Raw genomic sequence first — 13226 nt, forward strand, 5'->3', positions numbered from 1 at the left:
AGAAGGAAACCCAGTAAGAAATATGCAACCCAGAGCATTAACTGAAGAGCAGCGGATGCAATATATGGATGCTCTCTACTCTTGCATCAGCTATAGCAATGCCCCCTATTTAGCGCCACTATTGGTGCGGTTAAAACCTTTAAGCGTACCCGGGTTGGGTACTTTAGCTTCCGATGCCCAGTGGCATGTGTTTATTGATTTCGATTTTCTGGAGTCTGAAAACATCGGCATGGAAGATTTGGGCCGTCTGGTGCAACATGAAGCCTGGCACGCGGCCTATAGACACAATGAGCTCTCCGATCTCTATGACCCGCACTATGACCCGGGACTGGTCACTATCGCCATGGATCTTGTTGTCAACCAGCATATTCCCCATATTGAGGAAGGGTGGACGGGGAAAACCGCAGTACTTCCCGGGAAAGGCGACTTCTCTGACCTTCCTGAGGATTTAACCTGGCGAAAATACTTAAAGAAGATCGGCGAGTGGCATCCCCTCGTACCACTATCAGGCGACAAAAAAGAAGAGGAAGAAGAGGAAGAAAGCAAAAAGGGAAAGAAAAAAGACAAGGAAAAGAAACCGGGTTCACCGCAGGAAGAAAACCCGGATAAAGGAGACGATTCTGATCAGGATAGCGATGCGGATTCCTCAAAAAAGGACAGTGATCAGGATAGCGATGGGGATTCTTCAAAAAAGGACGGCGATCAGGATAAAGACCAGTCCAATTCTAAAGAGAAAACTGAAGAAGATGCATCCGGTGAAGGGGAAGATCAGGGCGACGATCAAGAAGGCGACTCGCCCTCCGAGGATCATTCCGGGACAGGAAAGGGCAAAGATCAAGAGGGGGAGGATTCCGAAACCGATCAGGCCTCCCCGCGTAAGGGCAAAAGCCATAAAAAGAATAGTGACGGCAAGGGTGAAAGTGCCTCCGCAGGAAAAGGAACTAGCAGCTCCAAACCCCAAAAACGCCCCAACGACCAGCCCAGTGAAGGCGGAAATGGTGGCAGCGGGTCCAGTGGCAACCAACCGATAACTTGCGGCAGATCCAAACTGACAAAAGAGCTTATTGAGGCTGCTCAAGAACTAGATCCCGGTTTTGAAGAAGGATCGATGGAACAAGTAATCGCCATTCGAGAAATGGCGGAACAGATTACAAAATTTGCTGAGAGCAACTATCGCTGGGGACAATCCCACCGAGAACTGATCGGATGGGCAGAAGCTCAGTTAGCACCCTCGATAGTTCCTTGGAAAAGACGCTTGTCACGGGTATTGGGCACCAAGATTGGCAATTCTCGCCCTCGTTTCGATTACACCTGGAGAAAACCCAGTAGGAGACAAAGCTGCGGAGTGGGAAAGCCCTATTATCCAGCCTTTAAGGGTGACACAAAATTTGAGCCCAATATCGTGATCGGGATTGACGTTTCCGGATCGATGTCTCGCGGGAACACCATCGACCACGTGGCCGGAGAAATTGACGGTATTTTGCGTTCGCACACGATTAGGAGTGCCTACGCCTTTTTTGTTGACGTGCAACCCGGAGAACTAAACGCAGTAGATAATACCGCTAAGGTGATTCAATCCGGGAAGACTTCGCTAGTTAGTTTCTCGCGCGTCAAAAACATTACACAGTATTTGTTTTCGGGTGGAGGCACCGATATGCGCAAAGCCTTAAAGGCGGCCTCCGAACTTCGCGGTAAGCTGCGCCCCAATATTTTTATATTGATTACCGACTGCGAAACCCCCTGGTTGCAAGAAGAACCCGCGGGCTTGAAACGAGCAGAAACCATTCTTCTAGCGGTTAACACCAATATTTCCTCGATTACCTCCTCGCAGCAGGTTTGCCAACAATTCAATATTCCCGAATGGCTTAGTAAAGCTGTTATTCCGATACCCGCAGAATCATAAAACCCGATTAGAAATCCAAATACCCCCAAAGAAATAGATAAAAGAAAGAGTTGTTTTAGTATGACCACCAATAAAAAGATGCTTTCCGCTCACTCCAGCGCTCTCGCTGAAAAAATTGCTATCACCTGCACGGCTGGGAACGTTCCTATTATTTGGGGGGATCCCGGGATCGGGAAAACCGCAATGGTCGAGCAGCTTGCAAAAGAGGTAGGCAGGGAACTGTTCGTGGTGATTGGCTCCACTATGGAACCTACCGATATTGCAGGGCTACCGATACCGCAAGAGGGCGAGGACGGGGTTTTGGAAAGCCGCTTCACCGATCCTGACTTCTTGGCGTTCGTACGCAAACATAAAGGTAACGTGATTCTACTGTTTGACGAGTTCTTGTCCACTCCCCCGGTGGTACAAAACTCGCTATTGACTGCTATCCAGTCTCGGCGCCTCCCTGGAGGGCGTTTCCTACCAGATAACGTGTGGATGATTCTGGCCTCTAATCCCATGGAACAAACCCTTGACGGCACCGAGTTGTCCCTGCCGATGTCGAATCGCCTAGTCCACTTTTATGCAAATGTTGATCAGGAGTTTTTCTTACGTAACTTCCCGAGCAACTTCGGGAAAGGGTTTAAAAATCCAGCTGAGGCAGATATCCGGGCGATTATCGCTGGTTTCTTAACTCGCAACACTGCAATGATTCATGACATGCCCGAGGTGGACTCCGGATTTGTGGGCGGATGGTGCTCACCGCGCTCTTGGGATAACCTAGCGCGTCAAGTTGCCATGTACGAGGACGGATTCAGAACCCCGGGAATCAAGATGGACTTCGTGGCCACAGTCGGCGAGGGCCCCTATATCGCGTTCTCCAGTTACTTCCTGAACCACAAGCTGCCGGCGCCCTCGGAAATCATCGCTGACCCAGAGCGTTCCGTTGCCTGGGGCAAACTGACCCCAGACCAGATTTACGCGATTATGGCGGGAGTATCTAGTTTTACTCCTGATAAACCGGAGAATCTCGGGAAAACCCTGTTAGCAATTAGTGACGTGTATGTGGCGGCTTCTAAGAGACTGAGCCCGCAAGGGATAGCTGTTTGCTGCGGACTCCTAGAATCCCTCTTCATGAAGACCCGGATCAAAAGGGATCTCACCGATGGTATCGGAGACGTTTTGGAGAAAGCTGAAATCCATGAACAAGTGCTGCAAAAACTTATGGGAACCCCGTTCCTTGACTATCTAAAGGAGAAAAAGCTCGCGTAAAGGGAAGTACGGAGTTAGGTAGTAAATACTAACGAATGAATTCTCCTTTTTCCCAAAGTTGACGTCTATAATCAGCGTTTTCTTGTTGGGAAATGATGCCAGCTTTTTCCAAAAGTTCCAGGATTTTCTTGGTCCCGAAGGCAGCTGTTACCTCTGGCTGCTTCCTGGCAAGGGCAAGCGCGCGTCCATCATCACTTATAAATAGATTATGTTCATTGCGCGCAAAACTACCGACAATAATTGCTATGGTCTCCGCTTCTCCCAGATTCTCATTGTGATCGCAATGCCCGGGGGTATCCAAAACATTCTTATATGCTTGAGCTTGAAGCAGCTCAGCCGAATTAGGCCATTGAACCTTAGTCCAGAATTTTTTCACCTCTAGATATAAATCATCGCGTTTCTTTTTTTTACAACAGAGGTGTTTAATTTCGTCCTTTACTGTGGGTGTCACGTAGAGGTTTTGCTTAAAAAGTTTTTTTACCTTAGGAAGCAGACCTACCAGGGCTAGGTTGAATAGGGTGCAGGTATCGTGGAAAAGTAATGTAGACACGATGTCACAGCTCCAGAAGTTTCAAGATCTCGTCAGCCGAGAGATCTTTGTCGGATTCTTCGGGAACTTCTTCCACCAGGTTGTCCGTAATTTGAATACCGAGAGTCCATTTGTAGGTATCGACGGGTACGTTTCCCTTAATTACCTGTTCATAGAGATTATTCAACAATTCGGTTGGGAATCTTTGCGCGCCCGACAAACTGGCGCGGCGCTGCAAGTCAGCCCACGTTAGTCCAATCTCTTCGAGATGTTCACCTAAAAAGTTTTGGGTATAAACCGTTTTTCCATCCTGATAAAGAAACTCTGGAACCGGCAACTTAAAGTCTTCTAGGCGAGTACTCAAGGCCGGAACTGATATCCCCCAATCCCAGATGAATCTGGCAAATTTGACCGGTTCGACTTTGCCCTCTACCAGACTGTGAATTTGCGCCTCCGGCATCAACAAGTCTGCAGCAAAGAGATTAGCCCCATCTTCCTGCTCTTTTATCTCATCATCATTCTTAATCATGGTGCCCTGTGCTATATGACCAAGTTCGTGGGCGATCCCAAAAACTTGCCTAAACCAGTTGTCTGTTCGGGGAGCCACAATCACCGGGCGAGAACCTAGACATAGACAGGAGCCATTAGCCTTCAAGCCGATCTGCACCACGTCAACATCCAGACGATCTTGAACTTGACTGGAGAAGTCAATATCGATTTTTCCCCCCAGCATCTCCAAGACTTCTGCCGGGGTTTTCCCTTCTATAGTGCTCATCGATAAGCCTGCTTATAAACTAAGCCGATAGAACGAAAAACGTCCAGGTCATCCAGGTTCTGCCGGTATTCTCCGGTTTCCGGATCCCGATCGTGCCGGGCGGCAACGTCACTGGGTACCCAAAACTTGTCATCGCCAGTAATTAACCAATCTAGCGAAATATCTAAGATGGTTGCGATTTCAGCAATCTCGCCGGCGCTAACCTTGCGTTGATCGTTAATCACTCGGCTAAGTTGCGACTCATCCCAACCCATTTTTTCCGCCAGCGTCTTTTGGCTGACTTTCTTGGCTTTGCAACTTTGGCGAATCCTTCGCCCAATGGTAGTTTCCATTTTTGACACCTCCATTTGATTAACTCCAGCATAAACAAATATTTGCACAATTGGAAGCTGAACTTGCGAAAATCACAATTTTACTCAAAACTTTTTTCGCGAGTAGACCATTTTTGCTGGTAGGAGGGTTTGCATGGATTTACCTTGCGGAGAAACGCCTGTTTTTTCTTTCAGCGTCCTACTTATTTTGGTAGGTGACCTCTAAAGTGGCGCGCGCCAAGGAATGAAACAGGGCCTGGAAGTTAGCAGCCGCCGCCGAGGCGTCCTCATCCAGTTCCAAAGTTTCCGTATCCAGGGCGTGAACCGCAAAAATATAGCGGTGGGGCCGATCCCCCTTCGGCGGAGCTGCCCCCATATAGGACCAGCCGCCCCCATCGTTGCGCAAATGGAAGGCCGGGCCTTCAAGCTCTAAGTCACTGCTGCCCGCACCGGTGGGCAAGGAAGTCATCTCCGCCGAGATGTCGGTAATCAACCAGTGCCAGAATCCGGAAGGCGTAGGGGCATCGGGGTCAAAACAAGTCAGCAGGAAAGACTTGGTTTCTTTGGGGAAACCGCTCCACGAAAGTTGCGGAGATAGATTCTTCCCCGCCGCTATCTGCGCGGTGGGCATCTGACCCCCCGCAGTCAAATCCGTAGAAGTCAAAGTGAAAGTTGGAAGTTCTGGCAGCGCCTCGTAAGGGTCCAGAGCCAGCGGGCGAGAGTTAAGATCCATGATTCCTCCAAAAACGTGGGAGTCTTACCGTTTCCAGATTACTTGAACAGGGAGAATATAGCTGAAGAATCACGGAGCTAGATTTCTGCAAGACAGCTAGTACCTCGCATTAACCCGCAGCGGTTTCACAAATAGTTACCTCCACGTGTTCCGAGGATAGCTAGCGAGATTATTCGCCCCTCGGAAAAGGCTCTAGAATCGAGGACGTGTTGCATTTGATCTATTTCGAGCCGCGCATCCCGGGAAACACCGGAGCCGCTATCCGCTTATCCGCCTGCACCGGTACCCTGTTACACCTGGTAGAACCGCTTTGTTTCGATATGGATGACACTAAGCTAAAGCGTGCGGGTCTGGACTACCACGACCTCGCGCACGTAAAAGTTCACCCTAACTTGGAGGACGCCCTCGCCGAGATTCCCGGGAAAATCCATGCTTTTACCGGTCACGCTAAGCTGCACTTTCAAGACGCCTCTTATGGCTCGGACGACGGGCTGCTATTTGGCCCCGAACCTACCGGGCTACCCGAAGAAGTCATGGCGCATCCTCGGGTAGCGGACTTGGTGCGGATTCCGATGGTGCCGCATCTGCGTTCCCTAAACCTGACGATTTCTGCCTCCATCGGCCTCTATGAAGCCCTGAGGCAAAACTCTTACCCCGATCTGGTTTAGTTGCCGCTGGCGCCGCGCAGCGGAGAAGAAACCAGCAGCCAGATAACCGTTAACACCGTGAGAATCGCGGGAAAATACAGGTATTCTTGACCCCAGCTAAACAGCAGTTGCGCCCGCTCCAGATTAGGAGAAGAAAACACCAACGCAAACAGCACCAACAGCAAGGCTTCGATCCCGCTGAGCGCCCAGGCAAGCAGCCGCATCCGCCGCCCATTATGAATCACCGCGATCGAAAGCACGATCCAGTGCGCCACATTCGCCAGCGATAACATTGCCAGCCCGTATCCGGCAGAACCAGCGGCCGGCAGGGTAGAAAACTCGTGAAACAGAGCAACCACCGAGAACACCACTAAACCTGCCATGAAGATACGCCCTACCCCCCAAGAGGGTGTGCGCGGATCCCTATGGGAGGTATGCGCTGATGTAGATGCTGGCACGTTCTTCTCCGAATTTCGCGGTAATATCTTTCAGATTGTACCCGCCCAAGCTGAAAGCACCACTTCACTTCCTTACCGCAAACTTGAAAAGCGTTTTGTATTCTCGTTCACACTTCTTCCCTATCTTGAGAAAGAGCGTAATTCGCCGTGCGTTTAGCGAGCAAAGATGAAACAATGTGTGCAGGTGTCTGGAACGCCGCGGTCGCGGACAATCTTCCTTTAGGAGGTCATTCCCGCCCATGCGCTAACCGGACATGGCCGTGATTTTATTCAAGGAGAACATCACAATGACAAGTACCTATGACGTTGTAGTCTTGGGCGCGGGCAGCGGTGGATACGCTACTGCTTTGCGCGCCGCCCAACTGGGGATGAAAGTCGCCCTCATCGAAGGGGACAAAGTGGGCGGCACCTGCCTCCATCGTGGCTGCATCCCCACCAAGGCGATGCTGCACGTGGCAGAAACAGTTGATGCCATTAAAGAAGCCTCTCGCCTGGGAGTTAATGCCAGTTTTGACGGCGTTGACATGCAGGAGGTGGGTCGTTTCCGCGACAAGACCATTTCCCGCCTCCACAAGGGACTACAAGGTCTGGTCAAATCCCGCAAGATTGACTATATCCAAGGCTGGGGTCGCGTCGTCAGCAAAGACACCGTCCAGGTAGGCTCGGAAACTTACCAAGGCAAGAACCTGGTATTGGCTACCGGCTCTTATTCTAAATCTCTACCCGGCCTCGATATCGAGGGGCGGGTAATCACCTCCGACCAGGCATTGCAACTCGATTGGGTACCAAACAAGGCAGTGGTACTTGGCGGCGGGGTTATCGGAATCGAATTCGCCAGCCTCTGGGCCTCCTTGGGCAGCGAAGTCACCGTGATCGAGGGACTACCCCATTTAGCTAATAACGAGGACGCCTCCGTTTCTAAGGGGCTAGAGCGGGCATTCCGCAGCCGCGGTATCGCCTTCAAGACCGGCACCATGTTCGATTCAGTTACCCAAACCGGTAACTCAGTGCAGGTTAAGACCCAGTCCGGCGACACTTTCGATGCTGACGTATTGCTGGTGGCAGTAGGGCGCGGCCCGCGCACCAAAGATATGGGATTTGAAGAAATCGGGGTGAACATTGATCGCGGCTTTATCCCAGTAGATGAACATTTAATGACCAATGTTCCCGGCGTATATGCAGTTGGCGACATTGTTCCCGGCCTGCAACTTGCGCATCGCGGTTTCGCCCAAGGTATCTTCCTCGCCGAATATCTAGGCGGCCTGGATCCCCAGCCGCTGGTAGAACCCAATATTCCCCGGGTTACTTTCTGCGAACCCGAGATCGCTTCGGTTGGTTTAACTCAGGCGCAGGCGGAAGAAAAGTTCGGTAAGGACGGGGTAAAAGTCACCGAATACAACCTGGCTGGTAACGGCAAATCTCAGATTCTGGGTACCGGCGGCCTCATCAAATTGGTGGCACAAAAAGATGGTCCGATTGTGGGCTTCCATGCCCTGGGCAAACGAGTTGGCGAACTGGTTGGCGAAGGCCAGTTGATGGTCAACTGGGAGGCCTTCCCCGAAGATGTGGCAGCGCTGGTTCACACCCACCCCACTCAAGACGAAGCAGTTGGCGAGGCCGCGATGGCGCTTGCCGGCAAACCCCTACATTCCTAAAGTCCAGAAAGGTAGATTAAGAACATGGCACAAGATATTGAGATGCCCGCTCTGGGCGAATCGGTAACCGAAGGTACGGTTTCGCGTTGGCTAAAGAAGGTCGGCGATCAGGTAGCGGTGGACGAGCCTTTACTGGAGGTATCCACCGATAAAGTTGACTCCGAGGTTCCTTCCCCCATCGCGGGGGTAATCACCGAGATTTTGGTGGAAGAGGACGAAACTGTGGACGTAGGCACGGTGCTTTGTCGGGTAGGTGAAGCCGGCGAAGCCGGATCTGCAGCTCCTGCCGCACCGGCAGCTGAAGAAACTCCCGCTCCGCCCACGGTTCCGCCAGTTCCGGAAACTCCGGCAGCCCCGGAAACTCCGGCAGCCCCTGCTGCTAGCGAAGCCCCGGCAGGGGGCGGACAAGACGTGGAAATGCCCGCTCTGGGCGAATCGGTAACCGAAGGTACCGTTTCTCGCTGGCTAAAGAAAGTTGGCGACAAAGTAGAGGTAGACGAGCCGCTACTGGAAGTATCTACTGACAAAGTTGATTCTGAAGTACCGTCCCCCATCTCCGGTGTCCTCACCGAAATTTTGGTGCAAGAGGATGAAACCGTGGATGTAGGCACCGTGCTTTGCCGGGTAGGTGAAGGTGCCGCGGCTCCTGCCGCCACTAGCACCCCGGCAGCCCCGGCAGCTCCGGCAGCTCCGGCTGCCCCCAAGGCTCCGGCAGCTCCCCCAGCTCCCAGCCTTCCGGAAAATCCGGAAGAACTTCCAGGTGCAGGTATCCCCTCCTCGATTAAACGTGAGGGTGACCATCACGTAGTGCAGTGGGCATACCCGCAGGCACACACCGGTTATCCCGGAACTATGACCGTGGAAGGACAGGTAGTACCGCCCTCCGAGAATGCTCCGGCCGCGCCTAAGCCGCCGGCTGCTCCCCCGGCACCGAAAGTTCCGGCAGCTCCGGCCGCGCCTAAACCTCCGGTAGCGCCGCCTGCTCCCGCACCCGCAGCTCCCAAGGCTCCGGCAGCTCCGACACCGGCAGCGGCTCCGAGCCCGAAGCCCGCGGAAAAACCGCAGGCAGCGGCGCAGGTAAGTGGCGGATATGTGACTCCGATCGTGCGCAAGCTGGCGCGGGAAAAGGCCGTGGATATCTCGACCCTCAAAGGCACTGGCGTAGGTGGAAGGATTCGGCGTGAGGACGTGCTGGCGGCTGCGCAGAAAGCGCAGACCCCAGAGCCTACTACCCCGGCAGCTCCCGCGGCTCCGCTACCTCCGGTCAAACCGGCTCAGGAACGGGGCAAGACCGAGAAACTTTCCCGGATGCGCCAGACCATTGCCAAGCACATGATGAACTCGCTAGCCTCCACCGCCCAGCTAACCACGGTGGTAGAGGTAGACGTTACCCGGATCGCAAACCTGCGGGCGCGGGCGAAAGACTCTTTCGCACAGCGGGAAGGCACCAAGTTGTCGTTCTTACCCTTCTTCGTGAAAGCGGCAGTAGAAGCCCTCAAGGCGCACCCGAAGATCAACTCGCGGGTAAATGACGAAACCAACGAGGTCACCTACTTTGATCACGAGAACGTGGGGATCGCGGTGGACTCGGAGAAGGGTCTGATGGTTCCGGTAATCAAGAACTGTGGCGACCTGACAATCGCGGCTATTGCCCGCAAGATCAACGAGTTGGCCGCAAAGGTTCGCGACGGTTCCATCAGTATCGATGAAATGTCTGGCGGTACCTTCTCGATTACCAACACCGGTTCGCGCGGCGCCCTATTCGATACTCCGGTAGTTAACTACCCAGAGGAAGCGATCTTAGGGCTGGGCACCATCGTGCGCCGGCCGATGGTAGTCAAAGACGCCGAAGGTAACGACACCATCGCGGTGCGTTCCTTGGTGTACCTGGCGCTGTCCTATGACCACCGTCTAATCGACGGTGCTGACGCAGCTCGATACCTCACTACGGTAAAGAAGCGCCTGGAAGAAGGGGACTTCTCCGCCGAGGTCGGACTGTAAAGGTCTCTAGCTAGCTAAAAACTTAATAGTCCTGATAATGTTCTTTGGCTCCGGCATTTGCCGGAGCCAAAGAACATTTTTATACCCGTTATTATTCCCAGGGGCGGAAATACAAACAGCTAGCGGTAGCTAAAGGGCAAAACAGCTTCCCTAAAATAGCCAAAGAAACGGCGGCAGCCAGGAAAAAGCTAGATTCCAAAGACGTCCAAGGGACGCTTAGTGATCTGTTGGAAAATTAGGCGTGCCTGATTGTTTTGGTAACGAGTCCAAATCCAGGACTGCACCGCGTCCGAATCGAAATAAATCACCTGGGCGGCATGCGGGCCGAGTTCGCGCACCTCTACCTCGGAGGGCGAGGGCGGATCTTCTGCTAGCAGCGCCGCAGTTTCGGTGCGAGAAATCGGAACTCCTAGTTCCCCAATCGACATAAAATCAGGGTGCATCATTTGTCGAATCTGCACCCGGTCCGCAGTCGCACAAAACTTTTGAAAACGCAGATCCTCATCCCTAACCACCTGGGTAATCGGACGCAGATTAGCGGCCGCTCCCCGCGCGGCTGACCCTAGTCCTCCGACTCCCGCAGGGCCAGAGCTACGGCCACGGTCAAGAGGAACTACCGGATCTTCTCGCCGATGATTCTGAGGGAACTTAGCCACGTTATCGGGGATTGAATCAGGAACCTCTTTCAACTGGGTGGCGCTGGTTAACGGTTTTTTTGAACTCCGCTCTCGTAGCTGCGCCACCCGCGCTTCACTAAGCCCCGGGCCTTGGTTCACCTGCCCATTATCTCTAAAGGAATAGGCGGCCTCCCGAGCATATATATGCGCCTGTAAAGCCAGTTCCTGCTGGGAAGAGTCCACACATTGCACCTGTAGCGAACGCCCCGCCAAATAGCGATCAATATTACGAATCAGAGACAGATCCGTGACCGGCATTCCATCAAGTTTACGCCAATCATTGCGTCGCCACTGGTGACGCCAGGTTTGGAGCACAGCTGCCACATACTCGGAGGAAGTGTAAATAGTTAGCGGCTCGCGCAATTGGTGGGAACGACGCACGAAAGAAAAAATCGCCCAGAACTGAGCCTGTGAAATCGACATGGAATCTTCCACGTGTCCACACGCCCAATTATCCTGGTCAAGCACCCATGACCAACCCACCAGGTTGGCATCTGCTAGGGAATAGGCGTCGACCACTACCGTTAAAGTCACATAAATATCTTGTCACATTTGCTTGCTGATTGCTCACGCTTGCCTTGAGAACCTTGTCACCTGCGTTTACGATCTTCCCGAATGCGAGGTGCCAGCAGCTGCCGTGCCTGCCCCGCCAAAACTACCGAACCGAAAATCACGATTCCCACCGCGTCCGCGGGGAGCTCGCCCTCCTCGGTTAAAGAAACCGCCCGGTCAACCGCGTCTAAAAGATTCGGAGCCGCGAAGGTTTGTTCCGCCCCAAAGACTTCTCCCGCGATTTTCGCCAGTTCCACTGGCTCCATGGCGCGCTCGCCATCCATCGGCAAAGTCACCACCGCATCTAGCAGCGGCTCCATCTCCGCCAAGATACCTTCCACGTTTTTATCGCCCATCGCCGAGAAAACACCGACAACCTTTTGGAACCCGAACGCGTCCTCGATTCCGGCTCTAAGCGCCGCCGCCCCCGCCGGGTTATGGGCCGCGTCCACGATGATGGTGGGCGAACCCCCCAGAACCTCTAGGCGCCCGGGAGAACGCGCCGCGTCTAGCCCGGCCGCCAGCACTTCCTCAGAAAGCGGTTTGCCTGCTCCTAGCGCTTCGACCGCTGCAATCGCCAAAGCCGCATTTACGGCTTGGTGGCGTCCAAAGAGCGGCAAATAAAGGTCTTGATAGCTGGCAGCGGGGGTAGTCAGGGTAAACATTTGTCCCCCGACCGCCATTTTGTGGTCACTAACCGTGAAATCCTCTCCGAAAAGGCGCAAAGTCGCATCTTTTTCCCGGCAGGCCTGTCTAATAACCTCCAGGGCTTCTGCTTCTTGCGGACCGCAAATAACCGTGGCACCAGGAAGAATAATCCCCGCTTTTTCTCCAGCGATTTCGCTGAGGGTATCCCCCAACCATTTTTCGTGGTCAAAAGAAATCGGGCAGATTACCTGCACCGGGGAGTCCAGCACATTAGTGGAATCCCAGCGTCCCCCCATCCCCACTTCGATTACTCCCATGTCTATAGGGGCAGCCGCGAAAGCCTGGAAAGCTAAAGCAGTTAAATACTCGAAGAAGGAAAGATAGCCTTCACCGGCTGATTCGCCCTCTTTATCGGCGAGGGCGATAATCGGCTCCACATCCTGGTTGGCCTGCAAGAACGCCTGGGGACTGATCGGTTTCCCGTCAATAGAGATCCTCTCGCGTACGCTGACCAGATGCGGGGAGGTAAAGCGCCCTACCCGCATCCCCTGGGCGCTCAGCAAACTATCGGCAATGCGCGCAGTAGAGGTTTTCCCATTGGTGCCGGCAATATGCAAACTGGGATAAGACAGTTGCGGATCCGAAAGGTAGTCCAGGGCGCGCTCGATCCGCGCTTTAGTCGGCGAGATGTTATGTTCCGGGCGCCTCTGTAAGATCCGAGCATAGACCTGGGCGACTTCAAAATCTGCCTGTAGGGCTTCATCGGAGGAAACCGCGGCAGCTGCTGTTTCATTAAAGGAAGCCTCCGCGGCCTCTTGCCCCGCTTCGCCCTCCGCGATACTTTCGTCATCAGCAAGCTCATCGGGCATAGCAATCCCGCCAGCCCGCAGAATCTCTCGTAAGCGCTGCGATTCCTGGGGGTCAGCCGAAGCATCGCTAATCGGCAACTCGATTTGTTCTTCCCTATCTGCCTCCACTAAATAAGGCAGCAGTTCCGGATCTATTTGTCCCCGTTTTCCTTGCGCGCCCTGGGCTATCTGTTCGTACGGATTACCCGCCGGCTGTTGGCTATCTTGACTATTCACT

Annotated in this window: 12 protein-coding genes; 5 read left to right on the forward strand and 7 right to left on the reverse strand. The window is 53.4% G+C overall.

What is annotated here, in order from left to right:
- Positions 1 to 22: 22 nt before the first annotated feature.
- The gene (locus tag KO216_RS05095) at positions 23 to 1903 is read left to right on the forward strand and encodes a DUF2201 family putative metallopeptidase (RefSeq protein WP_215523208.1); all 1881 of its coding nucleotides are present in this window, start codon (positions 23 to 25) and stop codon (positions 1901 to 1903) included.
- A 60-nt stretch (positions 1904 to 1963) separates the two neighbouring features.
- Positions 1964 to 3154, forward strand: coding sequence for an AAA family ATPase (locus KO216_RS05100; RefSeq protein WP_215523209.1), 1191 nt, complete (start codon positions 1964 to 1966; stop codon positions 3152 to 3154).
- Positions 3155 to 3182: 28 nt separating this feature from the next.
- Here KO216_RS05100 and KO216_RS05105 read toward each other — a convergent pair whose 3' ends face one another.
- From KO216_RS05105 to KO216_RS05120, 4 genes are all read right to left on the reverse strand, one after another.
- Positions 3183 to 3704, reverse strand: coding sequence for a hypothetical protein (locus tag KO216_RS05105; protein WP_215523210.1), 522 nt, complete (start codon positions 3702 to 3704; stop codon positions 3183 to 3185).
- Positions 3705 to 3708: 4 nt separating this feature from the next.
- Positions 3709 to 4458, reverse strand: a complete 750-nt coding sequence (locus KO216_RS05110) for an ImmA/IrrE family metallo-endopeptidase (RefSeq protein WP_215523211.1) — start codon at positions 4456 to 4458, stop codon at positions 3709 to 3711.
- Positions 4455 to 4790 carry a helix-turn-helix domain-containing protein gene (locus KO216_RS05115; protein ID WP_215523212.1) on the reverse strand — a complete coding sequence of 112 codons (336 nt, stop codon included), beginning with the start codon at positions 4788 to 4790 and terminating at the stop codon, positions 4455 to 4457. The genes KO216_RS05110 and KO216_RS05115 overlap by 4 nt, the downstream gene beginning before the upstream one ends.
- A gap of 178 nt (positions 4791 to 4968) precedes the next feature.
- Entirely contained in the window at positions 4969 to 5502 is a 534-nt protein-coding gene (locus KO216_RS05120; RefSeq protein ID WP_215523213.1) for a YbhB/YbcL family Raf kinase inhibitor-like protein, read from the reverse strand.
- Between the two features lie 206 nt (positions 5503 to 5708).
- Here KO216_RS05120 and KO216_RS05125 point away from each other — a divergent pair, with 206 nt between their 5' ends.
- Complete coding sequence (locus KO216_RS05125) at positions 5709 to 6170, forward strand: tRNA (cytidine(34)-2'-O)-methyltransferase (RefSeq protein WP_215523214.1); 462 nt, start codon at positions 5709 to 5711, stop codon at positions 6168 to 6170.
- On the opposite strand, the gene KO216_RS05130 is transcribed toward KO216_RS05125, so the two are convergent.
- Positions 6167 to 6607, reverse strand: a complete 441-nt coding sequence (locus KO216_RS05130; protein WP_215523215.1) for a hypothetical protein — start codon at positions 6605 to 6607, stop codon at positions 6167 to 6169. The genes KO216_RS05125 and KO216_RS05130 overlap by 4 nt on opposite strands.
- A 287-nt stretch (positions 6608 to 6894) precedes the next feature.
- Here KO216_RS05130 and lpdA point away from each other — a divergent pair, with 287 nt between their 5' ends.
- A complete protein-coding gene (lpdA, locus tag KO216_RS05135; protein ID WP_215523216.1) occupies positions 6895 to 8262 on the forward strand; it encodes a dihydrolipoyl dehydrogenase in 1368 nt (455 codons plus the stop codon).
- 24 nt (positions 8263 to 8286) lie between these two features.
- Positions 8287 to 10263: a 2-oxoglutarate dehydrogenase, E2 component, dihydrolipoamide succinyltransferase gene (sucB, locus tag KO216_RS05140; protein WP_215523217.1), complete on the forward strand. Its 1977-nt coding sequence runs from the start codon at positions 8287 to 8289 to the stop codon at positions 10261 to 10263.
- A 188-nt stretch (positions 10264 to 10451) separates the two neighbouring features.
- On the opposite strand, the gene KO216_RS05145 is transcribed toward sucB, so the two are convergent.
- Both KO216_RS05145 and KO216_RS05150 read right to left on the reverse strand, forming a co-directional pair.
- On the reverse strand, positions 10452 to 11474 hold the full coding sequence (locus KO216_RS05145; RefSeq protein WP_215523218.1) for an RNase H family protein: 1023 nt from the start codon (positions 11472 to 11474) through the stop codon (positions 10452 to 10454).
- Between the two features lie 56 nt (positions 11475 to 11530).
- Positions 11531 to 13225 carry a bifunctional folylpolyglutamate synthase/dihydrofolate synthase gene (locus tag KO216_RS05150; RefSeq protein ID WP_251451867.1) on the reverse strand — a complete coding sequence of 565 codons (1695 nt, stop codon included), beginning with the start codon at positions 13223 to 13225 and terminating at the stop codon, positions 11531 to 11533.
- Position 13226 lies beyond the last annotated feature (1 nt).

The sequence above is a fragment of the Varibaculum prostatecancerukia genome, from assembly GCF_943169825.2.
Taxonomy (GTDB): domain Bacteria; phylum Actinomycetota; class Actinomycetes; order Actinomycetales; family Actinomycetaceae; genus Varibaculum; species Varibaculum prostatecancerukia.